Genomic DNA, 23,631 nt, shown 5'->3' on the forward strand with positions numbered 1-23,631 from the left:
CATGACCCGGATCGATTCCCCGCCGCGCCGGCCCAGCCGCCTGGCCCGCCTGCCCATCATCCACCAGCTCCACCAGAGCGTCGGCCTGCAACGCGGGATGCTCGTGGCCGGCCTGGTCATCACGGCACTGTTCGTGCTCACCGCCATCCTGGCGCCACTCGTCGCGCCGTACGGCTACAGCCAGCTGCGCGGTCCGGACGGGGTCTTCGGCGCCCAGCAGCCGCCAGGTGGCGCACACCTGTTCGGCACCACCGTCGGCGGTTACGACGTGTTGTCCAGGGTGCTCTGGGGTGCCCAGACGGCCCTGTTCGTGATTGTGGTCGCCGTCCTGCTGTCGATCTTCGCCGGCGTGTTCCTGGGCCTGGTGTCCGGGTACTTCGGCGGCTGGCTCGACCGCGTGCTCGTCGTCGTCTGTGACGCCGTGTACGCCTTCCCATCGCTGCTGCTGGCCATCGTGATGTCCATCGTCATCTCCGGCGGCAAATCCGACCTCGTCGGCGGGGTCATGGCGGCAGCCATCTCGATCACCGTGGTGTTCATCCCGCAGTACTTCAGGGTGATCCGGGCCGAGACAGTGAGGATCAAATCCGAGGCCTACGTCGAATCCGCCCGGGTGCTGGGCTCCGGCAACATCCGGATCATGGTGCGGCACGTGTTGCGCAACGCCACCCGAACGCTGCCACTGATCTTCACTCTCAACTCCTCCGAGGCGATCCTCACCCTCGCCGGACTCGGCTTCCTCGGTTTCGGCATCGAACCGACCGCCGCATCCGAATGGGGCTACGACCTCAACAAGGCGATCTCCGACGTGTCCAGCGGCATCTGGTGGACCTCGTTGTTTCCCGGCCTCGCGATCGTGTTGGTGGTGATGGGCATCACCCTGGTCGGCGAGAGTCTCAACGACCTGGCCGACCCACGACTGCGCGGCCGCCGCGCGGTCGGCGCCAACGCCGGCCTGGTCGCCGAGACCTCCGTGGTCCCCGGCGGCACCCTGACCGCCGGCCCCGGCGGGCTCGGCGGGCTCGAAAGCGGCCCCCTCCACACCAACGACGGCGAGGCCACCTCATGAGCGATAACCGCACCGACCAGCAGACCGTCCTCAGGATCGCCGACCTCGGCGTGTCCTTCTCCACCGATGCCGGTGCCGTTCGCGCCGTCGACGGGGTCACCCTCAGCGTGCGTCGCGGCGAGGTCCTCGCCATCGTCGGCGAGAGCGGCAGCGGCAAGACCGTCACCGCCAAGACCATCCTCGGGCTGCTGCCGGAGACCGCGGTCTCCGAGGGCGCCGTGATCCTCACCAGCAGGGATGGGGCGAGTGAGAACAACGTCATCGCGCTCAGCCGCCAGCGCCTGCGCCAGGTGCGTGGCACCGACGTCTCCATGGTGTTCCAGGAGCCGTCCACGGCGCTGAACCCGGTATACACCGTCGGCTGGCAGATCATGGAGGGCATCAGGGCGCACGGCACCGTCAGCCGCGCCGACGCCAGGAAGAAGGCCATCGAGATCCTCGGCAGGGTCGGCATCCCCGACCCCGAGGTGCGGGTCAACTACTACCCGCATCAGTTCTCCGGCGGTCAGAAGCAGCGGGTGGTGATCGCCATGGCCCTGGTCCTCGAACCGGGCCTGATCGTCGCCGACGAACCCACGACCGCGCTCGACGTGACCGTGCAGGCCGAGATCCTCGACCTGCTCCGACGCTGCCGCGACGAGTTCGGGACCGCGATCGTGCTGATCACCCACAACATGGGTGTCGTGGCCGACCTCGCCGACAGGGTCGCGGTGATGTACCAGGGCAAGGTCGTCGAGGAAGCCGACGCTCAGACCCTCTTCAGCTCACCCCAGGATCCGTACACGCAGAAGCTCCTCGCAGCGGTGCCGTATGTGGGCCAGGGGGTCGTGCGGGCGGCGGAGCGGGCCGAGGCCCGTTCCCCGGAATGGGCCGCACAAACCCCCGTCGTCGTCGCGGACAACCTGCGCATCCAATACCCCGGCAGGCTCGGCCGGCCGGGCTTTGTGGCCGTGGACGGAGTGAGCTTCTCGATCCGCCCGGGCGAGGTGCTCGGCCTGGTGGGGGAGAGCGGGTCGGGTAAGACCACCATCGGCCGGGCCATCGCCGGCCTCACCAGGGTCACCGACGGGTCCCTCACCGTTCTCGGACACGAGATGAACGGATTCAAGGAGCGCCGGTTCAAGCACCTTCGCAGCGATATCGGCTTCGTGTTCCAGGACCCGGCCTCCAGCTTCAACCCGCTGCTCACCATTGCGGACTGCGTCGCCGAACCCCTCGTGGTACACGGCAGGGCCGCCAACCCCCGGGCCGCGCGAGCACGGGTCGACGAACTGCTCGAGGCCGTCCAGCTGCCGCGTGCCTTCGGTGACCGCTTCCCGCACGAGCTCAGCGGGGGTCAGCGCCAGCGGGCCAGCCTGGCCAGGGCCCTGGCGCTCGAACCTGCCCTGCTGATCGCGGACGAACCGACCTCAGCGCTGGACGTGTCTGTGCAGGCCAGGGTGCTGGAACTCTTCGCGGAGCTGCAGCGCGAATTCGGCTTCGCGGCCCTTTTCATCAGCCACGACCTCGCCGTTGTGGACATCCTCGCCGACCGGATCGCCGTGCTCTACCACGGTCGCCTGGTCGAGGAGGGCACCGGCGCCCAGGTGCTCGGATCGCCCCGGGACCCGTACACCCAGCGGCTTCTCGCGTCGCTGCCGGTGCCCGATCCGGCCGCCCAGGCGAAGCGGCGGGACGAACTCCGGAGGCTGCGTGCGGCAGGATAGAAGTCATGAGACGCGTCGAAGCAGATCCGTATCCGATCGTTGCCAGTGACCTGACCATCGAATACCCGGGCCACGGCGCCAGCCCCGCGTTCGTGGCGCTGCGCGGACTGACCCTGACCCTCGGCCGGGGGGAAGTCCTCGGACTGCTGGGCGAGAGCGGGTCGGGCAAGAGCACGATCGCCCGGGTGCTCTCCGGGGCGGACTCCGGGACCGGCCACGGTGACGTGCGCGCGCAGATCACCGGCGGGCAGGCGACGGTGCTCGGCTACCCGCTGCGGCGCATCGGCCGACGCAAACTCGCCAGGCTCACCCTCGGCGTGGGGATGCTCGCCCAGAACGCCGCGAGCACCCTCCCCGCCAGCCTCACCGTGGCGGACATCGTCGCCGAACCCGTCCTCGAACGCGATCGGCGCTACGACAGAGCGGCGTTGGAGACCCTCGTCGCGACGATGATCGACGCCGTGCGCCTGCCGCTCTCGGTGCTGGGCAAGTACCCCTATGAGCTCAGCAGCGGCCAACGCCAGCGTGTTGCACTGGCCAAGGCCCTGGTCTTCGGGCCGACGCTGCTCATCGCCGATGAACCCACCGCGGGCGTGGATGCCCTGGTGCGCGACGATGTCATCGACCTGATCGGCGAGCTGCAACGAGAACGTGCCTTTTCGGCCGTGCTGATCAGCAACGACCTGAGCGTGCTCCGTCGGGTCGCCGACCGGATCGGGGTCATGCACCAGGGCGTCCTGGTCGGGCTGGGCACCATCGACGAGGTCTTCGACAACCCGTGGCATCCCTACGTCGTCGAACTCGCGGCGGCGCTGACGCTGGACGGCGCAGCTCTGGATTCCACCGTGCTGGATTCCACAGCTTCGGATTCCACCGTGCTGGATTCCGCGGCGCACGATGTCGGGGCCGACACCGACCGGAGCCCGGAGGCATGACCGGGCAGCACCGCGCGGTCCTCTCCGACGAACCCGAGCGCGACCCGGGCGGATGGCGGCCGACGGCCGGTCCGGTAGCCATCCTGCCCGAGGACAACGCTCTCTTCGCCGGCGCCGTCGCGTCGGCCGGGGGAGTCGTCGCCCCGCTGTCACCGGACACCCGGGGACTCATCTGGCTGTCATACGCCCGCGCCGCGGAACTCGAGGAGGTGCTGGCGGAAAACCCCCAGATCGGCTGGGTGCAGCTGCCCTGGGCCGGTGTCGACGCTTTCGCCGACATTCTCTCCCGGCATCAGCGGCACGACCTGCTCGTGACCAGCGCCAAGGGCGCCTACGCCCAACCGGTGGCCGAACACGCGTTGGCCTTGATCCTGGCGTCGCTGAGGGTGCTCCCCGTGCGAGCCAGGGCGCGGTCCTGGAATTCGGTGCCCGCCGGAGCATCGCTCTATGGCCGATCGGTGCTGATCATCGGGGCCGGCGGCATCGCCCGTGAACTGATCCGGCTGCTCGAACCGTTCGGCACCCGCATCGTGGTGGCGCGTCGCAGCTCGGAGCCCGTGCCGGGAGCCGCCCGCACCGTGCCGGTGGGGCAGTTGAACACAGAGCTGCCCCTGGCCGACATCGTGGTGGTCGCTGCCGCGTTGACCGGAGACACCCGGCACCTGCTCGGCGGGGCCGAACTCGCCCTGATGGCGTCGACCGCCCACCTGGTGAACATCGCCAGAGGCCCCCTGGTCGACACCGACGCGCTCGTGGCCGCTCTGGCCGCCGGCACGCTCGCGGGCGCGGCCATCGACGTCACCGACCCGGAACCGCTGCCGGACGGGCATCCGCTCTGGAGTGAGCCCCGGTGCCTCATCACGCCGCACATGGCCGACACGCCCGAGATGACCGCGCCGCTTCTGGCCGAGAGAATTCGGCTCAATGTGGCCGCTTTGCTGGGAAACGGGCCGTTTGTCGGGGTTGTCGACCCCGCTGCGGGGTACTGAGCGTCCACTCGGATTTGGTGCACGGCGAACTTTTGGTAAAGTAACTACGCCGTTCAAGCGAGGGAAACTTTCGCTGAGCATGCATTCCTCGATAGCTCAATTGGCAGAGCAGCGCACTGTTAATGCGCAGGTTCTTGGTTCGAGTCCAAGTCGGGGAGCGAAAAGGCCACTAGGGGCTCCACCCCCGGTGGCCTTTTTTGTGCGTGCCGCTAGTCTGATCCCGAAAAGATGCGAAAGGTGGCGGTTGTGTTCCCCTGGCAGACCCTCAGCGCTGTACTGGCCGTGCTCACCGTGGCCGTGGTCATTCTCTGGTTGCTTGCCGTGGCGCAGCAACGCCGCAGCCGCTTCGCCAGATCGGCGGCCGAACGCGTGCGCATCGACCTGGAGCTGTCCCTCGCCGAGCAGCACGGGCGTCTCGCGATCATCCGCGAGTTGCAGGACATCGCCGTGCTGTCTCTCGCACGCCTCATCACCCGGGCCGAGGGGGCCCGGTACACGGCCGAGAGCGACCCATCCACGGCCGTGCGCGCGGCGACGGCCCTGGTCGAGGACGGCAGGGTCGCTCTCGCCGACCTGCGCCGGGTCCTGACCATCGCCAGGGAGGGCGAGGCCATCGCGACCAGCGCACCGGGCCTGCAATCGGCCCGCAGCCTCTTCGGCGTGATGCGCGACGCCGGCCTGGCCGTCGCCTTCACCGAGTCTGGTGACAGGTTCCCGCTCAAACCCGGGGCGGAGCTCGCCATCTACCGCATCCTGCAGAGCGCCCTCGCGAACGCGCTCAAGCACGGCGGGCCCGGCACCGAGGCCAGAGTGTCGTTCACCTGGACCCAGGACGGCCTGCAGCTCCTCATCGACGACGACGGCATCCGCGCGGCGGCCAAGCGGGAAAGCGCCTCGCCCTCGGATTTCGCCGCCAAGACCGCCTACACGATCGACGACGACCTCAAGGCCCTGAGCGAGAGCGTCTCGGGCGCCGGGATCACCCAGATGCGCGAACGAGCACAGCTCTTCGGCGGGATCTTCAACGCCGGAACCGTGCCGGGGGTCGGCTTCTCGGTCTCAGCCGTCTTCCCGTCGCTGCGGTTCCACAACGGTGTGCACGGCGTCAACCTGACCCGCTGACCCGCACGGCGTCTCAGCAGCTCAGCTTTCGAGGTCGTCCACACCGGGCAGCCAGGTCACGCCGGGCACACCCCAGCCGCGCTTCCGGCTGACCTTGGCGGCGATCTTGGCGTAAAAGTGTTCGAGCCGGTCCACGTAGAGGGTGCCGTCGAGGTGGTCGAACTCGTGCTGGAAAATCCGTGCCAGCCAGCCGTCGGCCCGGATCTCGAAGGGCTTCTGGTCAAGGTCCACGGCGCGCAACACGGCAGAGCCGGCCCGCTGCAGCGGAAACCGCTCGCCGGGAAACGACAGGCACCCCTCGACGTCTTCGTCCTCATCGGCCTCACCGGCGGGGACCGGCGTGATCCAGAGCTCCGGATTGATCGCGACCCCCCTGGTCTCGACCTCGTCGTCGTCGAGGTAGCTGAACGTGAACAGCCGCAGCCCGACCCCCACCTGGGGTCCGGCGAGACCGACACCGGGAGCGGCATCCATCGTCTCGAACATGTCCTGCACCAGCGTGCGCAACTCGTCGTCGAACTCGACGACGGGAGCGGCGGGGGAGTGCAGGACGGGGTCACCTGAAATTACTATCGGTCGAACGGCCATTCACCAAGGATATCGGCATGGATCTCGATAGTCTCGTTGAGTGACTCCCGACCTGACAGACCTGGCTGGAGAGATCGCGATTGATCCACGCCAGGCAATCGGCATCCCGCTCGCGTTGATCGGCGCTGTCTTCCTCTCCCTTGGCGCACAATTCCAGCACCGCGGTGTGACCAAGGTGGAAGCCCACACGAGGGAAATCACCGGCGGACTGAATACCCGGCAGCTGGTGCTCTTGCTCTCCCGGCCCTCCTGGGTGTTCGGCACCGTGATGCTCGGTCTGGCCATCGCCTTCCAGCTCACCAGCCTCGCCTTCGCGCCCCTCATCGTCGTGCAGCCCCTCGGGGCGGTGGCTCTGGTGATCACGGCGATTCTGAACGCCAGGGTCAGCCACGTCAAGCTGAACCGAGCCTCGGTCATCGCGATCGCGATGTGTGTCGGCGGGGTCGGACTCTTCGTCACCGTCGCCGCGTTCACGGCGGTCGACAAGCCCGTGACGGATGCGAACCTGATCACCATCCTGGTGGTCCTCGCTGTGGTCCTGGCCGCCTTCGCCGTCGCGTTCGTGCTGCTGCGCAGCCGGTTCAAGGCGATTTTTTACATCATCGGCGCCGGCGTGCTGTACGGATTCGTGGCCACCCTCGCCAAGGTGATCATCAACCGCATCCAGAACGGCAACGTCGAGTGGCTCACCGTCGTCTGCGTCGTCGGCCTGCTCCTCGCTGCTGCGTCGGGCGCCTACTTCGTGCAGAACGCATACTCGTCGGGTCCGCCCGACCTCGTCATCGCGGGTCTGACCGTGATCGACCCGATGATCGCCGTCGGCATCGGCGTCATCGTGCTCGGCGAAGCCTCTCAGGCGCCGACCTGGGCCGCCGTTCTTTTCGCGGTCGCCGGCGCCGTGGCGATGTGGGGCGTCTTCAGACTCGCGAAGTATCACCCGCAAACCCAGAGCTGACCGGTGCTTTTTCGTGAACGCGCCGCGTCTGGGGGGCTGCCATGGGTCAAGCGGTTTAGAATAGGGTGCTAACACACCTCGACGGCGAGAATCGTTGAGACCCAGACTTCGCGCCGGACGCTGATCCCCGGCCCACCTACGTAGGGACTATCCCACTTGAGCGCTTCATCTGATTTACCGGGCAGCTCGTCCGACCCGGCCATGCCGGGCACCACCCGACCCATCCGGGTTCTCATCGCCGCAGACACCTTCGCGCCCGATGTGAACGGCGCGGCCCGGTTCGCGGAACGGCTCGCCGCCGGCCTGGTCGGACGCGGCCACGTGGTGCAGATCATGGCTCCGGCTCCGACGCGCAAGCACGGCACCTGGACCGAGGTACACGAGGGCGAATCGATGACCGTGCACCGTCTGCACAGCTGGCGGTGGCGCCCGCACGACTGGCTCCGCTTCGCGCTGCCGTGGATCGTGCGCAAACAGAGCCGTGCCATCCTCGACTCGTTCCAGCCCGACGTCGTGCACTTCCAGTCCCACATCGTGGTGGGTCGCGGTGTGTCGATCGAGGCACAGAAACGCGGGATCCGCATCATCGGCACCAACCACTTCATGCCGGAGAACATGCTGCAGTTCTCCCTCGTTCCCAAGGGTTTCCAGGACCAGCTCGTCAAGGCACTCTGGAAGGACGCTGAACATACCTTCAAGCGTGCAGAGGCCGTCACCACGCCGACCCGCCGGGCGGCGGAGTTCCTGGAGAAGTACACGGGGCTCGCGGGGGTGCAGGCCATCTCCTGCGGAATCGACGCCGACAACTATTCCCCCAGCTTCGCTCCGCGCACCGAGAACCGGATTCTCTTCGTCGGCCGGGTCACCGGTGAGAAGCAGATCGACGTCCTGGTGCAGGCCGTCGCCCTGTTGGATCCGAACCTGTGTGCCCAGGTTGAAATCGTCGGCGGTGGCGACCAGCGCCGCAACCTGGAACACCTCGTGGAATCGCTCGGACTGAGCGCACAGTTCACGTTCACGGGTTATGTCACCGACGAGGAGCTGCGCGAGGCCTACACGCGTGCCACGGTGTTCGCGATGCCGTCCATTGCGGAACTGCAGAGCATTGCGACCATGGAAGCGATGGCGTCGGGTCTCCCGATCGTGGCGGCGAACGCAATGGCGCTGCCGCACCTGGTCCACGACGGGCAAAACGGCTACCTGTTCGAGCCGGGCAGCGCCCAGGACCTTGCGGACAAGCTGACCCGCGTGTTCACGACGTCGCCCGACGAACTGGACGCCCTCAAGAACGAGTCGCTGAAGCTGATCGAGGCACACGACATCAAGCGCACCCTGACGACATTCGAACGCCTCTACCGCGGCGTATCCACGGCGGACACGAACTCCAGCGTCCAGCCGGATCCGGCCGCGGCCCACCCTCCGGTCCTGGACGTCACGCCTCGGCGCGACTGAAGGGCGGCGCCTGGCCGATACTATGGTCAGGCACGGGGTGGTAGCTCAGCTGGTTAGAGCACGCGGCTCATAACCGCACGGTCACGGGTTCAAGTCCCGTCCACCCTACGAGAAAGCACGGTTTGTGTACATCCTGGTGACCCGATCGAGTTCGGAACGGCTCCGGGTCAGGGAGCTCGACGCCGCCGGCGTTCCCGAGGGTGCCGACACAACGCTCACGACCGACGAGTTCCGTGCGGTGGTGCGGGAACGCGATCAAGACGCGGTGCGCTGGGTCTGGGAGGACACCGCGCGGAGCTATCCCGTCCTGCTGCGGGGGAGTGTCACTGTCCAGCGCTGCCACGATCTACGGCTGTGTCACGCCATCCTGCGCAACTCGGCGCTGACCGGCGGAAGCGCGCTGGCGAACGCCCCGGCAAGCCGGTGGGATGCGCCTGCTGCGACCGTCCCCGTCGAATCCCCGGGGACGACCCTGTTCGAGATGGATCTGGGTCTGGCCGACGACGCCGGACCGGAGCCGGCCGACGACGACGTCCTGGCGGAGTTCCAGGCCCAGCTTCAGGCGGTCCACGCCTCGGCCGACCCCGGCCGGTTGCGTCTGCTCCTGGCGGCAGAATCCGTTGGCGCCCTCATCGCGGCCGAAATGCAGTTCGCCGGACTGCCGTGGCGGAGCGCGATCCATGACAGCCTGCTCACCGCAGAACTGGGCCCGCGGGCAGCCTCGGGCATCCGGCCGGCACGGTTGGAAGAACTCGCGGGGCGTATCCGCACCGAACTCGGCGACCTGGAGGTCAACCCGGATTCCCCGCCAGACCTGCTCCGGGCGCTCAACCGGGCTGGGCTGGCCGTGGCGACCACGCGGGCATGGGAGTTGGAGAAGCTCGAACACCCCGTCATCGAGCCCCTCCTGCGCTACAAGAAGCTGTCCAGGCTGCTCGCCGCCAACGGATGGTTCTGGATGGAGAGTTGGATCATCAACGACCGCTTCCACCCTGAGTACCTGCCGGGCGGGGTGGTGACCGGTCGATGGGCGACCCGCGGCGGCGGTGCCCTGCAGCTGCCCAAGCAGATTCGCGGCGCGGTCGTGGCCGACCCCGGCTGGAGCTTCGTGGTGGCGGACGCAGCCCAATTGGAGCCTCGCATCCTGGCCGCATTGTCCACCGACACCGCCATGGCCGCCGCCGGACGGGGCACTGACCTCTATGCCGGAATCGTGGCGAGCGGAGTGGTGGACACCCGCGCTCACGCCAAGGTCGCCATGCTCGGCGCCATGTACGGCGCCACATCCGGGGAAAGCGGGCGCCTGCTGCCTCGACTGGCGCGCGCATATCCGCGGGCGATCGCCCTGACCGAGGCTGCGGCGAGGGCGGGGGAGCGCGGCGACGTGGTCAGCACCCGGCTGGGCCGGTCCTCGCCGCGGCCAGGGGGCGGCTGGCAGGACGACCAGGCCCGCGGGTCAGAGGCCGGGGCGACACCGGCCGACGAACGCCGGGCCAGGAGCCAGGCCAGGGACTGGGGCCGGTTCACCCGCAATTTCATCGTGCAGGGAAGCGCCGCGGAGTGGGCGCTGTGCTGGATGGCCGAGATCAGGAAAGGGCTTCGGGCCCTGCCGGTCCCGCCACAGCCGCCCACCGTGTTCGCGCGCGGTCAGGTGCCGGCCCGGACGCCCCCCAGCCCGTTCGCGGACATCCCTCATCTGGTCTTCTTCCTGCACGATGAGGTCATCGTGCACACCCCTGCGGCACTGGCCGGCGAGGTGTCGCGAATCGTCACCGAGGCGGCCTCGACGGCGGGCCGACTGCTGTTCGGCGATTTCCCGGTGGACTTCCCGTTGACCTGCGTTGTAGTGGACAGTTACGCGGAGGCAAAATAGGTCACGACGATGTGCCGGGCCGACGGCCCCGTTTGGGTCGCTGCAGGCTCAGCTCGCGGTGCAGTCGAGGTTCCTCCTCCGCTGGAGGACGATCGGCGACAGCGGCCACGGTATCGAGCCAGGCAAGCGCGGCCCGGGCCTGGACGAGCTGGGCCTCGGTGGCCAACCGTTCCTGACCGGACTCCCAGGGACGCCCGCTCCCGTCTCCGCCGCGGTTCAGCCTCAGCTGCCAGGCGGATCGGTAGCCGGCCAGCAGCGGCGCAAGATCGACGTGCGGCAGGGACGAGGCGATCAGCACCCTGTCCAGCATGTCGGTCCAGTCGGCTCCGGAGTCGCTGTCGGTCTCCCGCAGCCAGGCCAGAGCCTCGGCGTGGCCGCCCCCGGTCAGCCTGTACAGCGGAAGACCATCCTCGGTGCTGCCCGCCGCCTCGACGGAGCCCTGGCGGACCAGACGCTCCAGGGTGCTGTAGATCTGTCCGACGTTCACCGTGCGCCGGCCGGCGGTGCGGGTCGCCAACTCGCCGTGCAGCTGGAAGCCGTATGCCGGGCCCATGGTGAGGATGGCGAGAAGCGAATTGCGTACCGACACGATGTCTCCAGCCTGCGGCTGCGACGGTCGCGGTCGACCTCTAAAGCCATACCGAATATACATTAGAGAACGACCGGCTGTTGGGATTTCCCGGCCGGGTGGGGCATAATTCAGCTAGCCGCCGAAATGTGTTCCGCGGGTCCTGGTTGAAAGTCGTTTGAGATCGTTGGGGAAGACGCACCTCGAACACCATCCAGGGAACGGAGAACACTATGACGGCACCCCGCACTCGTCAGTCACCGGCTGCACGGGGAGTTTTGTATGTGCACTCGTCGCCGCGCGCCCTGTGCCCCCACGTGGAGTGGGCCGCCGGCAGCGCGCTAGATGAGGCGGTCAGCTTCGACTGGAGCGAACAGCCTGCCCTCCCGGGCGCCCAGCGTGCGGAGTTCTTCTGGGAGGGTGCTGCGGGCGGCGGCGCGGCCATAGCGTCCGCCCTGCTCGGCTGGGATCAGCTGCGCTTCGAGGTGACCGAGGACCCGGGGCCCGGCCGCGATGGTGGCCGCTGGCTGCACACGCCGGCTCTGGGCATCCACTTCGCCCAGACCGACACGGCCGGGAACGTCGTCCTGCCGGAGGACCGTCTGCGTGCGGCCATCCACGCGGCGGGTACCGACTCCGTGCACCTGCACCGTGAGCTGCGGCGCGCCTTGGGCCAGGCCTGGGATGACGAACTGGAGCCGTACCGGCACGCCAGCGACTTCTCCAGCGTGGTCTGGCTGCACAATGTCGGCTGAGTGCGGGCGAGGCCGGGGCCCCGCCCGCGACGGCTAGACCGAGCGGAACGCGACGACGGCGTTGTGGCCGCCGAAACCGAACGAGTTGCTGATGGCCAGGAGATCGCCGGTGCCCAGGGCACGCGGCGAGGTGACCACGTCGAGCGGGATGGCGGGGTCCTGCTGGGTCAGGTTGATGGTCGGCGGAAGGATCCGTTCGGCCAGGGCCTTCACCGTGAACAGCGCCTCGATCGCGCCGGCTCCGCCGAGCAGGTGCCCGGTGGACGCCTTGGTTGCCGAGACCGGGATTCCGTCGAGGAGGTCCCCGAACACGCGGCGGAGCGCGTTGTACTCAGCGATGTCGCCCACCGGGGTGCTCGTGGCGTGGGCATTGATGTGCATCACGTCGGACAGGTCGGCCCCGGCGTTGTGGATCGTCGCGATCATGGCCCGCGCGGCGGCCGATCCCTCGGGATCCGGCGCGGTGATGTGGTAGGCGTCGCTCGTGATGGAGCCGCCGAGCAGTTCGGCGTAGATGTGCGCACCACGGGCGAGGGCGTGCTCTTCGGTTTCGATCACGAGGGCCGCAGCGCCTTCGCCGAGCACGAAGCCGTCGCGGCTGACGTCATACGGGCGGGACGCGGTGGCGGGGGAGTCGTTCCGCTTGGAGAGCGCCTGCATCGCCGCGAAGGATGCGATCGGCAGCGGGTGGATGGCCGCCTCCGAGCCACCGGCGATGACGACGTCGGCCAGTCCGGCCTGCAGACGGTTGTACGCGTTGACGAGAGATTCGGTGCTGGACGCACACGCCGACACGACCGTCGTGATGCCGGCGCGGGCGTGCAGGTCCATGCCGATCGCTGCTCCGGGACCGTTGGGCATCAGCATGGGCACGGTCATCGGCAGGACCCGACGGGGTCCACGCTCGCGCAGGGTGTCCCAGGCGTCGAGCAGGGTCCACACTCCGCCGATGCCGGTGGCCCAGTCGACGGCGAGACGTTCGGGGTCGACCTCAGGCATCCCGGCATCGGCCCAGGCCTCGCGGCCGGCGATCAGGGCGAACTGGCTGGACGGGTCGAGGCGTTTGGTTTCCTGACGGGCCAGAACGTCGACGGGGCGCACCCTGGCCTGGGCGGCGAAGGTGATGGGGAGCGCGGTGCGCTCAACCCACTCGTAGTCCAGAGTGGATGCGCCGGACTCGCCGGCGAGGAGGGCGTTCCAGGTGTCGGTGGCGTTCCCGCCGAGGGGCGAGGTGGCACCGAGGCCGGTGACAACGATTTTTTTGGTCATAACAACGACTCTCCGTCAGAACGTGCTCGAGTGAGAACGTGTGCGAAACGAGGTGGAAACCCCGGTTGGAGCGTCCCTGGAGAACGGACCGGCTGGCAGAGCCAACCGGCCCGTTCGGGCGTGGACCTAGTCCTGGGCCTTGACGATGAACTCGACGGCGTCGCCGACGGTCTTGAGGTTCTTGACCTCTTCGTCGGGGATCTTGACGTCGAACTTTTCTTCAGCGTTGACGACGATGGTCATCATCGAGATGGAATCGATGTCCAGGTCGTCGGTGAACGACTTGTCCAGCTCAACCGTGTCGGTTGCGATGCCCGTCTCGTCGTTGATGAGCTCGGCCAGGCCGGCAAGAACTTCTTCGGTGGACAATGCCATGTTGTTTCTCCTTGGGGGTGTCTCGTTTGACCGAGATTCAGTTTAGTTGGACAGAGGGGAGCTACGGCAGCACAACCACCTGCGCGCCGTAAACCAGGCCGGCTCCGAAGCCGATCTGGAGGGCAAGACCTCCGCTGAGTTCGGGGTGTTCCTCGAGCAAGCGGTGGGTGGCTAGGGGGATCGACGCGGCCGAGGTGTTCCCGGTCGTGGCGATGTCGCGGGCGATGACGACGGACTCCGGCAGCTTGAGCTGCTTGGCGAACTCGTCGACGATGCGCATGTTCGCCTGGTGCGGGATGAAGGCGGCGAGTTGGTCGGCGGTGATGCCGGCGGCGGCCAGGGTCTGCTTGGCGATCTTCGCCATGTCCCAGACGGCCCAGCGGAAGACGGTCTGGCCCTCCTGGCGCAGGGTCGGCCATTCCTTCTCGCCCCGTCGGTATTCCTGCAGGGTGCCGTTCATCCCCACGGCGTCAGCGCGCCCGTCCGAGCCCCACACCGAGGCGGAGATGCCGGGGTAGTCGCTCGGGCCGATGACAACGGCGCCTGCACCGTCACCGAGCAGGAACGAGATGCTCCGGTCGGTGGGGTCGACCATGTCGGAGAGTTTCTCCGCACCGATGACCAGGGCATAGTGGGCGGCGCCGGACCGGATGAGGGCATCCGCCTGGGCGACACCGTAGGCGTAGCCGGCGCAGGCGGCGTTGAGGTCGAAGGCGGCGGCGGGAACCGCACCGATACGCTCGGCGACGACGGCGGCCATCGACGGCGTCTGGCGGCCGTTGCTGATGGTGGCGATGATGATGGCGTCGATGAGCTCAGGGGCGATGCCGGAGCGTTCGATGGCCTCGAGTGCGGCGGTCGTTGCGAGGTCGACGGCCAGCACATCCTGGCTGGCCCTGGTGCGGGTGATGATTCCGGTGCGCTGCTGAATCCACTCGTCGGACGAGTCGATCGGGCCGACGATGTCGTCGTTGGGAACAATGAGGTCGCCGCGGGCGGCGCCGACGGCGAGGATGCGGGTGTACTGGGCGCCCTGCGACTGCAGGAGTTGTGGCTGGGTCATTCGTCTCTTCCGGTGGCGACTCTGGCTGATTCAGGCCTGGCGGTCGATCAGGTCGTACGCAGCGGGCAGGTCGTCGGGGGTCTTGATGGCCACGCTCGGGATGCCCCGCAGGGCGCGCTTGGCCAGTCCGACGAGTGCGCCGGCCGGTGCGACCTCGATGATTCCGGTCACTCCAGCGTCGGCAAACGACTGCATACACAGGTCCCACCGTACCGGCGACGACACCTGACCGACGAGCAGGTCGACGAAACGCGACCCGTCGGCCACGGTGCTGCCGTCATGATTCGTCCACAGCGGCAGGGTCGGGGTCTGCGGGTTCAGGCCTGTCGCCACGTCGGCGAGGTGCGCGACGGCGGGACGCATGTGGCGGGTGTGGAAGGCGCCGGCGACCTGGAGCGGGATGACGCGGCTCTTGGCGGGCGGATCAGCGGCGAGGGCGGCGAGGGCGTCGAGGTCACCGGCGACCACGATCTGGCCGCCGCCGTTGAAATTGGCCGGTTCCAGGCCGAGGTCTGCGAGTCGGGCCAGGAGTTCGGCCTCGTCCCCGCCGAGGACGGCGCTCATGCCGGTGGGCGTGACGGCGGCTGCGGCCTTCATGGCACGCCCGCGCTCCCCGACGAAGGTGAGAGCGTCCGAGGAGCTGAGGACTCCGGCGCCGGCCGCGGCGGTGATCTCCCCGACGGAGTGCCCGGCGATACCGCCGATGGCGTCGCGCCGGCCGTCGGCGAACAGGGCGGTGAGGGCGAGGAGCCCGGCGGCCACGATGAGCGGCTGGGCGATCGCGGTGTCGCGGATCGTGTCGGCATCAGCGACAGTTCCCGCCGTCACGAGGTCGGTCGAGGACTGCTCCGACATGGCGCGGAGCTGTTCGGCATAGGCCGGATCCTGCAGCCAGGGTTCGAGGAATCCGGGCGTTTGCGAGCCCTGACCGGGACAGACGACAACAATCATTTCCTTAGTCTCCCAATTCGAAACGGACGGAGGGTGTGGGCAATCTACCGACTATCCGCGGAACGTTTGTCAGATACCGCAAACGGGGGTTCAGCGGCGCCGAGTCGAGCCGTCGTGGTCACTGATCGAACCGATGATCAGCGCCGACTGCAGGATGAGCGCCTCTCTGGCCCCCGTCGCGTCATAGCCGATCACGTCGGACACCCGCTTGAGGCGGTAACGCACGGTGTTGGGATGCACGAACAGTTCACGCGCCGTCGCCTCGAGCGAGCGGCCGTTGTCCAGGTAGCACCACAGCGTGGTGAGGAGTTCGGTGGAGTGCGCCTGCAACGGGCGATAGATCCGGTGGATGAGCGTGGCGCGCGCGAGCGGATCACCGGCCAGGGCCCGCTCGGGAAGCAGGTCGTCGGCCTGCACCGGCCTGGGAGCGTTCCGCCAGGAGCGGGCGACGGCGAACCCGGCCAGGGCCGCCTTGGCGCTTTTGGAGGCATCGACGAGGTTGGGCACCTCGTGACCGAGGACGAGGTGGCCGGGGCCGAAGCTGGGCTCGAGCTGCATGGCGATCTCCATGAAACTGAGTGAGGACGGTCCTCCGGCGGCTTCGTCGGCCTCGGGGTTGGCCGGGTGGGCCCGGCCGATGACCAACACCAGCCGGTTGCCCTGCACGCCGATCAGCACGTCGGCGGTCATGTGCCGCGCCGCCCGGCGTAGCTGGTCGACGTCGAGCATCTTCGGTGTGGTGCCCACGAGCACACAGACCTCGCCGTGGCCGTGCCAGCCGAGGGCCGCGATCCTGCTGGGCAGTTCGTCGTCGTACTCGCCGCTGAGGATGGAGTCGACGACCAGGGCCTCGAGCCTGGCGTCCCAGAGCCCCCGGGCCTCCGCGGCGCGGGCGTAGACATCCGCGGCACCGAAGGCGATTTCGCGGGAGTACAGCAGGATCGCCTCGCGGAGGGTCTCCGAGCCGTCCTTGACCCGCTCTTCGACGACCTCGACGGTCACCCTGATCAGCTGCAGGGTCTGCTGCAGGCTCACCGAGCGGAGCAGTTCCCGGGGAGCGGCGCCGAAGACATCCGCCGCGATCCACGGTGTGGACCGTGGGTCGTCGTACCAGGAGATGAAGGAGGTGATGCCGGCCTGGGCCACCAGGCCGACGGCGGACCGCCGCCCTGGTGGCATGTCGCCATACCAGGGCAGCGTGTCCTCGAGTCGTTTCAGAGTCGCCGTAGACAACTCACCCGAAATTGTGCGCAACCAGGTGAGGGTCTGTTCCTTTGTCTTCGGCGCCGGTGACACGGTCCGGGTTAGCTCTCGCCACCGGCCGAGCCGGTGTTGCCGGCCAGGACATCGTGAAGGCGGTACTTGTCGATCGCCTGCTGGATGAGGCTGCGGTCGATTTCACCGCTGTTGGCGAGCTGCTGCAGCGTGCGGACCACCATGGACGGGCCGTCGATCTTGAAGAACCGGCGAGCCGCGGGGCGGGTGTCGGAGAACCCGAAGTCGTCGGCACCCAGGGTGGCGAAGTCGCCGGGGATGAACTGGCGGATCTGATCCGGAACGGCGTGCATGAAGTCGGACACCGCCACGAACGGACCGGCCGTGTTGGCGAGCTTGTCCGTCACATACGCGGTACGCGGCTCCTCGTTCGGGAAGAGGAAGTTGTGCTCCTCCGCCGCGAGGCCGTCCCGGCGCAGTTCCGACCAGGACGTGACCGACCAGACATCGGCGGACACCCCCCAGTCCTCGGCGAGCAGGGTCTGCGCTTCGAGTGCCCACGGCACCGCAACGCCGGAGGCCAGCAGCTGGGCCTTCGGGCCGGCCACGGTGGACTCCGACACGCGGTGGATGCCGCGGATGATGCCGTCGACGTCGACATCGGCCGGCTCGACGGGCTGCACCTGCGGCTCGTTGTACACGGTGATGTAGTACATGACGTTCGGGTCGGTGTGGGTGCCGCCGTACATCCGCTCGAGGCCGGACCGGACGATGTGCCCGATCTCGTACCCGAAGGCGGGGTCGTACGACACGACGGCCGGGTTGGTCGACGCGAGCAACGGCGAGTGGCCGTCGGCGTGCTGCAGGCCTTCACCGGTGAGGGTGGTCCGGCCGGCGGTGGCGCCGATCATGAAGCCGCGGGCCATCTGGTCGCCGGCGGCCCACATGGCGTCGCCGGTGCGCTGGAAGCCGAACATCGAGTAGAACACGTACACCGGGATGAGCGGCTCACCCTGGGTGGCGTACGACGTTCCGACGTTCGTGAAGGCGGCGAGGGCGCCGGCCTCGTTGATGCCGACGTGGATGATCTGGCCCTGCGGGCTTTCCTTGTAGGCCAGCAGCTGCGCGTGGTCCACCGACGTGTAGTGCTGACCGTTGGGGTTGTAGATCTTCGCGTTCGGGAAGAACGCGTCGATGCCGAAGGTGCGAGCCTCGTCGGGGATGATCGGCACGATGCGGTGGCCGAAGTCCTTCGAGCGCAGCAGCTCCTTGAGCAGCCGGACGAACGCCATGGTGGTGGCGATCTCCTGGGTGCCGGAGCCCTTCTTGGTCACGGCGTAGGTCGAGTCGTCCGGCAGGTTCACCTGGGTGTACTTGCTGCGACGCTCGGGCAGGTAGCCGCCGAGCGCGCGGCGGCGCTCGTGCATGTACTGGATCGCCTCGTCGTTCTCACCGGGGGTGTAGTACGGCGGCTGGTACGGGTTGGCCTCGAGCTGCGCATCCGTGATCGGCACGTGCATGCTGTCGCGGAAGGTCTTGAGGTTGTCCAGCGTCATTTTCTTCATCTGGTGGGTCGCGTTGCGCCCCTCGAAGCTCGGGCCCAGGCCGTAGCCCTTGACCGTCTTCGCCAGGATGACCGTCGGTTGGCCCTTGTGCTCCGATGCGGCCTTGAACGCGGCGTAGACCTTGCGGTAGTCGTGGCCACCACGCTTGAGGTTCCAGACCTCGTCGTCGGTGTAACCCTCGACGAGCTTGAGCGCGCGCGGGTCGCGACCGAAGAAGTTCTCGCGCACGTAGGCGCCACTCTCGGCCTTGTAGGTCTGGTAGTCACCGTCGGTGGTGACGTTCATCAGGTTCAGCAGGGCACCGTCGGTGTCACGGGAGAGCAGGTCGTCCCACTCGCGGCCCCACACCACCTTGATGACGTTCCAGCCGGCGCCGCGGAAGAAGCTCTCCAGCTCCTGGATGATCTTGCCGTTACCGCGCACCGGACCGTCGAGTCGCTGCAGGTTGCAGTTGACGATGAAGTTGAGGTTGTCGAGACCCTCATTGGCGGCGACCTGGAGCTGTCCGCGGCTTTCGACCTCGTCCATCTCGCCGTCGCCGAGGAAGGCCCAGACCTGCTGGTCGCTGGCGTCCTTGATGCCCCGGTTGGTCAGGTACCGGTTCAACTGCGCCTGGTAGATCGCGTTGATCGGGCCCAGGCCCATCGAGACCGTCGGGAACTGCCAGAAGTCCGGCATCAACCGGGGGTGCGGGTACGACGAGATGCCGTCGGGCGCGTGCGACTTCTCCTGACGGAAACCGTCGAGCTGGTTGGCACTCAGACGGCCCTCCAGGAAGGCGCGGGCGTAGGTGCCGGGGGAGGCGTGGCCCTGGATGAAGATCTGGTCTCCACCGCCCGGGTGGTCCTGGCCGCGGAAGAAGTGGTTGAAGCCGGTCTCGTAGAGAGCAGCTGAGGAGGCGTACGTCGAGATGTGGCCGCCGACCGCGATGCCGGGGCGCTGGGCGCGGTGCACGAGCACGGCGGCGTTCCAACGGATCCAGGCGCGGTAGCGGCGCTCGATGTCTTCATCGCCGGGGAAGTCAGGCTCGTTCGACGAGGCGATGGTGTTGATGTAGTCCGTGGTGGGCACCATCGGAACGTTCAGGTGCAATTCCTTGGACCGCTTGAGCAGGCTGAGCATGATCTCGCGGGCCCGGCCGGGGCCGTTGGCCGCGACCAGCGCGTCGAGGGATTGCGACCATTCGGACGTCTCATCCGGATCGGCGTCCGAGTTGTCCATTGAATACGGGTCTTGGTCGTTGACAGTCACACTCGACCTCTTTCTGTAGGGCAGATCGTGTGGGGGAAGATCATGCCTGGTTAGGCGTGCCGGACAGAACTAGGTCGGGTCACGACCGAAAGGCACCCCGTCAGCCTAGTGATTCTTACTGGGAAGCGCGTACGGCGGCGCCGCAGTATGCCGGGTCAGTGTTGGTGAAGCCTCCTGGGGCGGCTAGGCTTGCCCCCCGTATTCAGCCATCGTCCCCCGATGGCCGGAAAGGACACGCACCATGGCGCTGGAGAATGACACCCAGGCACCCGACTTCGAGCTCGTCAGCCAGTACGGCGAGCGAATCCAGCTCAGCCGGTACCGGGGTGAGAAGTCCGTGGCGCTGGTGTTCTTCCCCCTGGCCTTCTCCGGAATCTGCAGCGGCGAACTCTGCGAGCTGCGCGACAACCTCGCGCTCTTCGCCGACAACAGTGTCGAGCTGATCGGTATCTCCGTGGACTCCCGGCACACCCTGCGGGCCTGGGGAGACCAGGAGGGCTACGGGTTCACCCTGCTCGCCGACTTCTGGCCGCACGGCGCCGTCGCCAAGGAGTACGGGGTCTTCCTCGAAGACAAGGGCTTCGCCAACCGGGCGACCTTCCTGATCGATCCGGACGGCATCATCCGGGCGAGTTTCATCACCGCTCCGGGGGAGGCCCGCTCGCTCGCGGCGTATCGGGCAGCCCTCGACGAGCTGCAGCCGGCCTAGTTTTCCTCCCGGCCGGAATGTCGCTAAGCTCGTGCCATCCTGTTATCCGAAAATCTTCGGTCGGGGCCTTTAGCTCAGTTGGTAGAGCGCCACGTTTACACCGTGGATGTCATCGGTTCGAGCCCGGTAGGGCCCACACACTTCTGATCGTCGGTAGCCACGCGTGATTTATGATGGGGTGATGGCGACACAGACACGCGAGGGCCAACTCGTCGAGGCCTTCGTGACTCTCGCCGACACTCTGGTGGTCGGCTACGATCTCGTCGATCTCTTGCACACCCTCGTCACCCAGTGCGTGCCGCTCTTCGACGCCTCGGCCGCGGGCATCATCCTCACCGACGATGAGGAGTTCGAGGTCGTCGCTTCCACCAACGAGCGCAGCCGCCTCATCGAGATCCTCCAGCTGCGCAGCGGTTCCGGTCCGTGCGTGGAAAGTGTCATCACCGGGCACGCCGTCTCCGTTCCCGACATCGAGGCCTCCGGTCCGAAGTGGCCCCGATTCCGTGCCGGCGCCGTCGAGCAAGGCTTCAGGTCGATGTTCTCGGTGCCGATGCGCCTGCGGACGACCACGATCGGGTCGCTGAACCTGTTCTGGGACCGCACCGGTGGGCTGCCGGGTTCCGACGCGCCGACGGTGCAGGCCCTCGCCGACGTGGCCACGATCGGGATCCTTCAGGAACGGGCGTTGCGGGAAAGTGACGTCGCCCGGCAGCAGTTGCAGTACGCGTTGAGCAGCCGAGTCGTGATCGAACAGGCCAAGGGCGTCGTGGCCTACACCCGGAGCGCCACCATGGACGAGGCCTTCGCTCTGATGCGCCAGCACGCGCGGTCGAACGGGCTGCCGCTGGCCGAGGTGGCCGCGCAGATTGTCAGCGGAGACCTCGCGCTTTAGTCCGCACGGACGTAGTATTTGCCTATAGCCCCAGACCCTGGCTGCACGTGTCTTTTTCCGTGACAAGCAGGGAAGCATCATGAAACGCATTTTTCATCCGGGTGGCTCGATAGTCACCGGTACCGCACTGGCTGACGCTGTGATGCTCTATGCCGAAGCGCTGAGCAACCGTCGGGAAACCGATGTCGTCGACATCCCGGTGATAACCGCTGACGGCAGTCACGGTCGGGCGCAGTTCCTGATCGGGTCGTCCAGCCAACTGGTCTGCGTGACCAGCACCGAAAGCGACTGGGAACTGACCGAGATCGCGACGACCCAAGCGCTGCAGGACAAGGTGCGGGTGGGTACGATGGCCGCGTCGCTGGCGTGGGCGGGTGCGCCGCAGGGGTCGCCACAGTTCGACGAATTCGACTACTGACCGCGCCCGGCAGCATCACCGTGCGGGAAAGCAGCGGGTTCGGATGCCCTCAGGCGCTGGCCGACGATGCGAGCGACGTCGTGTCGCTCGTGGTGGGGAGCCCGCGTGCGATGAGAACGGGGACGTTGATGTTCATCAGGACGTCGTGGGTGACCGAACCGATCAGCGTGTTCTCGCCGTGCCGGGTCGATACTCCCAGGATCAACAGTGCGGCGTCGAAACTGGCGTCGAGGAGGGCCTCGGCCGGGTCCCGGTGCGCGACACGCCGTCGCACCGTGATCCGGGACGCCATGGTGGCGGCCTCGGTGGCGGCGTCCTGCAGCATACGCGCGGCCTGCGGGCTACGGTCCTCAACAGGGTCCGAGCGCGACGACTCGGATCGAGGCGAGCCCGGAGGAGCGTAAACCAGGAGCAGATCCTGGTCGAGTCTGGCCGCCTCCTGCGCGCCCAGCCGCACCGCGGACAGGGCGCCGTCGGTGCCGTCAACGCCGACGACGACGTCGTGGCGGGAATCGAGAGTCGTGTCTGGCACGATGGCCACCGAGCAGCGCGCCGCAGAGGCGATCTGTACGCTCCGCGAGCCGAGCACCCGGCCGCGCAGGAAGCCGGTCTTGTGGGTGCCGACGATCAGAAGGTCCTCGGGGCTGGGCAGTGTGGCGAGCGCCCACGCCGTGCCGCCGTGCACGATCCGCGTTGTCAGGGTCACCCCGGAGTGCAGCGCTGTGACCCGGGCGGACTCCTCGATCAGAAGTTCTTTGGCCTGACGCTCCGCATCGGCGGCAGCGTCCCGGCCGACCAGACCCCATTCGTCGTCGACCGTGTTGACGAGTACCACGTCGGCGTTCCGCTCTGCGGCGCGGCGGACCCCCCAGCGCAACGCGGCTCGGCTCGGGCCGGAACCGTCGACACCGATGTAGTAGGTGGCGCTCATTCTGACGCCCCCGATCGCTGCGGCTCGGCGGCGGGCCGGCTGCGCGGCACGACGACGACCGGGCAGGGCATGTTCAGGAGCACGTCGTGACTGACGGAGCCGAGAATCAGTCCAGCCACGGCACCGCGGCCGTGTGTTCCTACGACGAGAAGCGCCGCGTGCCCGGCTGCTTCGACCAGGGCAGGCGCCGCGGCGCCCTGTACCAGGGTCCCGGATGCGTCGACCGCCGGGTGTTGGGCCCTGACCCGTTCGAGGGCACGGGCCAGGATGTCCTCGTGCGCCTCGATCAGGGCGTCGAACGGCACAGCGGCGCCGTAGTCCACACCGAGAGTCGCCGGGATCGACCAGGCATGCACGAGTACGAGCGGTACGGCGCGGCGGGCGGCCTCGGCCGCCGCGACGTCGAGGGGGGCATCCATGGTGCCGTCATCCTCGATGCCGACCACGACCCTGTCGCCGCCGGCGACCCAGCCGGCCGGAACGACCACGACGGCCGAGTGCGCGTGAGCGGCGAGCCGAAGCGGCAACGTGCCGTGCACGGCGCCGGCCAGCGCGCTGGTCTTGTTGGTCCCGATCACGAGCAGGTCGGCCGCGGACGAAGCCCGCACCAACTCGTCGACGGGAACACCACGGCGCACGACACCTGTCGCCTTGACCGCGGGGACGTTCTGCGCCACAAAACGGGTGGCCTCGGCCAGGGCGCGTTCGTAGACGGGCTGAAAATCATCCTCGGGGCCGCCGACCGGCGACCAGCCGAGTTCAACGACGGTGGTCAGCTCCAGACTCAGCGGCACGTCCTCGGCCCTGGCCAACGCCCAGTCCAGGGCGGCCCGGCTCGCCGGCCCCCCGTCAACGGCTACGATCACTCTCTCAACCATGAGTTGATCTCCAGTTCTTCCCGGGGTGCTTCGGGAGATGACACATCTCCAGAATGGGCCGGAGTGCGAATCCGGGGAAGGGCCGAAGGTCCCAGTCAGGTA

At 67.9% G+C, this 23,631-nt stretch carries 22 protein-coding genes and 3 tRNA genes; 15 read left to right on the forward strand and 10 right to left on the reverse strand.

Features of this window, described 5'->3' with window-relative positions; genetic code table 11:
* Position 1 precedes the first annotated feature (1 nt).
* The 6 genes from E3O60_RS03230 to E3O60_RS03255 all read left to right on the forward strand — a co-directional run bounded on the left by E3O60_RS03230 (position 2) and on the right by E3O60_RS03255 (position 5,821).
* Positions 2 to 1,069, forward strand: a complete 1,068-nt coding sequence (locus E3O60_RS03230) for an ABC transporter permease (protein WP_088456125.1) — start codon at positions 2 to 4, stop codon at positions 1,067 to 1,069.
* Positions 1,066 to 2,775, forward strand: a complete 1,710-nt coding sequence (locus tag E3O60_RS03235) for an ABC transporter ATP-binding protein (RefSeq protein WP_134497104.1) — start codon at positions 1,066 to 1,068, stop codon at positions 2,773 to 2,775. Before E3O60_RS03230 ends, E3O60_RS03235 begins: the two co-directional genes overlap by 4 nt.
* Positions 2,776 to 2,780: 5 nt before the next feature.
* Entirely contained in the window at positions 2,781 to 3,710 is a 930-nt protein-coding gene (locus E3O60_RS03240) for an ATP-binding cassette domain-containing protein (RefSeq protein ID WP_088456127.1), read from the forward strand.
* A complete protein-coding gene (locus E3O60_RS03245; RefSeq protein ID WP_134409397.1) occupies positions 3,707 to 4,699 on the forward strand; it encodes a D-isomer specific 2-hydroxyacid dehydrogenase family protein in 993 nt (330 codons plus the stop codon). The genes E3O60_RS03240 and E3O60_RS03245 overlap by 4 nt, the downstream gene beginning before the upstream one ends.
* Positions 4,700 to 4,784: 85 nt before the next feature.
* Positions 4,785 to 4,857: transfer RNA gene (locus tag E3O60_RS03250), tRNA-Asn, on the forward strand.
* Between the two features lie 88 nt (positions 4,858 to 4,945).
* On the forward strand, positions 4,946 to 5,821 hold the full coding sequence (locus E3O60_RS03255; RefSeq protein WP_241980328.1) for a sensor histidine kinase: 876 nt from the start codon (positions 4,946 to 4,948) through the stop codon (positions 5,819 to 5,821).
* A gap of 21 nt (positions 5,822 to 5,842) precedes the next feature.
* On the opposite strand, the gene def is transcribed toward E3O60_RS03255, so the two are convergent.
* Positions 5,843 to 6,409, reverse strand: coding sequence for a peptide deformylase (gene def, locus E3O60_RS03260; protein WP_103459751.1), 567 nt, complete (start codon positions 6,407 to 6,409; stop codon positions 5,843 to 5,845).
* Between the two features lie 40 nt (positions 6,410 to 6,449).
* Here def and E3O60_RS03265 point away from each other — a divergent pair, with 40 nt between their 5' ends.
* The 4 genes from E3O60_RS03265 (at position 6,450) to E3O60_RS03280 (ending at position 10,689) form a co-directional block, all read left to right on the forward strand.
* Complete coding sequence (locus E3O60_RS03265) at positions 6,450 to 7,364, forward strand: DMT family transporter (RefSeq protein ID WP_088456131.1); 915 nt, start codon at positions 6,450 to 6,452, stop codon at positions 7,362 to 7,364.
* A 201-nt stretch (positions 7,365 to 7,565) separates the two neighbouring features.
* Positions 7,566 to 8,816 carry a glycosyltransferase gene (locus E3O60_RS03270; protein ID WP_088456132.1) on the forward strand — a complete coding sequence of 417 codons (1,251 nt, stop codon included), beginning with the start codon at positions 7,566 to 7,568 and terminating at the stop codon, positions 8,814 to 8,816.
* 34 nt (positions 8,817 to 8,850) lie between these two features.
* Positions 8,851 to 8,924 (forward strand) — tRNA-Ile (locus tag E3O60_RS03275).
* Positions 8,925 to 8,940: 16 nt separating this feature from the next.
* The gene (locus tag E3O60_RS03280; protein ID WP_134409395.1) at positions 8,941 to 10,689 is read left to right on the forward strand and encodes a bifunctional 3'-5' exonuclease/DNA polymerase; all 1,749 of its coding nucleotides are present in this window, start codon (positions 8,941 to 8,943) and stop codon (positions 10,687 to 10,689) included.
* Between the two features lies 1 nt (position 10,690).
* Here the strand turns inward: E3O60_RS03280 and E3O60_RS03285 are convergent, their stop codons facing one another.
* Entirely contained in the window at positions 10,691 to 11,278 is a 588-nt protein-coding gene (locus E3O60_RS03285; protein ID WP_166788912.1) for a PadR family transcriptional regulator, read from the reverse strand.
* A 212-nt stretch (positions 11,279 to 11,490) separates the two neighbouring features.
* Here E3O60_RS03285 and E3O60_RS03290 point away from each other — a divergent pair, with 212 nt between their 5' ends.
* Positions 11,491 to 12,012 (forward strand): DUF3145 domain-containing protein, encoded by a 522-nt coding sequence (locus E3O60_RS03290; RefSeq protein WP_088456135.1) that lies wholly within the window; start codon positions 11,491 to 11,493, stop codon positions 12,010 to 12,012.
* 33 nt (positions 12,013 to 12,045) lie between these two features.
* Here E3O60_RS03290 and E3O60_RS03295 read toward each other — a convergent pair whose 3' ends face one another.
* From E3O60_RS03295 to aceE, 6 genes are all read right to left on the reverse strand, one after another.
* The gene (locus E3O60_RS03295) at positions 12,046 to 13,281 is read right to left on the reverse strand and encodes a beta-ketoacyl synthase (protein WP_103459755.1); all 1,236 of its coding nucleotides are present in this window, start codon (positions 13,279 to 13,281) and stop codon (positions 12,046 to 12,048) included.
* 126 nt (positions 13,282 to 13,407) lie between these two features.
* The gene (locus tag E3O60_RS03300; protein ID WP_022883990.1) at positions 13,408 to 13,656 is read right to left on the reverse strand and encodes an acyl carrier protein; all 249 of its coding nucleotides are present in this window, start codon (positions 13,654 to 13,656) and stop codon (positions 13,408 to 13,410) included.
* Positions 13,657 to 13,717: 61 nt separating this feature from the next.
* Complete coding sequence (locus E3O60_RS03305; protein WP_088456137.1) at positions 13,718 to 14,719, reverse strand: beta-ketoacyl-ACP synthase III; 1,002 nt, start codon at positions 14,717 to 14,719, stop codon at positions 13,718 to 13,720.
* Between the two features lie 30 nt (positions 14,720 to 14,749).
* Complete coding sequence (locus tag E3O60_RS03310; RefSeq protein WP_088456138.1) at positions 14,750 to 15,670, reverse strand: ACP S-malonyltransferase; 921 nt, start codon at positions 15,668 to 15,670, stop codon at positions 14,750 to 14,752.
* Positions 15,671 to 15,760: 90 nt separating this feature from the next.
* Entirely contained in the window at positions 15,761 to 16,903 is a 1,143-nt protein-coding gene (locus tag E3O60_RS03315) for a PucR family transcriptional regulator (RefSeq protein WP_370289680.1), read from the reverse strand.
* 71 nt (positions 16,904 to 16,974) lie between these two features.
* Positions 16,975 to 19,701 (reverse strand): pyruvate dehydrogenase (acetyl-transferring), homodimeric type, encoded by a 2,727-nt coding sequence (gene aceE / locus E3O60_RS03320; RefSeq protein ID WP_088456140.1) that lies wholly within the window; start codon positions 19,699 to 19,701, stop codon positions 16,975 to 16,977.
* A 241-nt stretch (positions 19,702 to 19,942) separates the two neighbouring features.
* Between aceE and E3O60_RS03325 the strand changes: the two genes are divergently transcribed.
* The 4 genes from E3O60_RS03325 to E3O60_RS03340 all read left to right on the forward strand — a co-directional run bounded on the left by E3O60_RS03325 (position 19,943) and on the right by E3O60_RS03340 (position 21,720).
* Positions 19,943 to 20,410: a peroxiredoxin gene (locus E3O60_RS03325; protein ID WP_088456141.1), complete on the forward strand. Its 468-nt coding sequence runs from the start codon at positions 19,943 to 19,945 to the stop codon at positions 20,408 to 20,410.
* A gap of 63 nt (positions 20,411 to 20,473) precedes the next feature.
* Positions 20,474 to 20,546: transfer RNA gene (locus E3O60_RS03330), tRNA-Val, on the forward strand.
* A 45-nt stretch (positions 20,547 to 20,591) separates the two neighbouring features.
* Positions 20,592 to 21,302, forward strand: coding sequence for a GAF and ANTAR domain-containing protein (locus E3O60_RS03335; protein ID WP_088456142.1), 711 nt, complete (start codon positions 20,592 to 20,594; stop codon positions 21,300 to 21,302).
* A 79-nt stretch (positions 21,303 to 21,381) separates the two neighbouring features.
* The gene (locus E3O60_RS03340; protein WP_133159863.1) at positions 21,382 to 21,720 is read left to right on the forward strand and encodes a hypothetical protein; all 339 of its coding nucleotides are present in this window, start codon (positions 21,382 to 21,384) and stop codon (positions 21,718 to 21,720) included.
* A 49-nt stretch (positions 21,721 to 21,769) separates the two neighbouring features.
* Here the strand turns inward: E3O60_RS03340 and E3O60_RS03345 are convergent, their stop codons facing one another.
* Together E3O60_RS03345 and E3O60_RS03350 are read right to left on the reverse strand one after the other, a co-directional pair.
* Positions 21,770 to 22,651 carry a universal stress protein gene (locus E3O60_RS03345; RefSeq protein ID WP_088456144.1) on the reverse strand — a complete coding sequence of 294 codons (882 nt, stop codon included), beginning with the start codon at positions 22,649 to 22,651 and terminating at the stop codon, positions 21,770 to 21,772.
* The gene (locus E3O60_RS03350) at positions 22,648 to 23,529 is read right to left on the reverse strand and encodes a universal stress protein (protein ID WP_103459760.1); all 882 of its coding nucleotides are present in this window, start codon (positions 23,527 to 23,529) and stop codon (positions 22,648 to 22,650) included. Before E3O60_RS03350 ends, E3O60_RS03345 begins: the two co-directional genes overlap by 4 nt.
* Positions 23,530 to 23,631 lie beyond the last annotated feature (102 nt).

The organism is Cryobacterium sp. TMB1-7 (genome assembly GCF_004402435.1).
Classification (GTDB): domain Bacteria; phylum Actinomycetota; class Actinomycetes; order Actinomycetales; family Microbacteriaceae; genus Cryobacterium; species Cryobacterium zongtaii.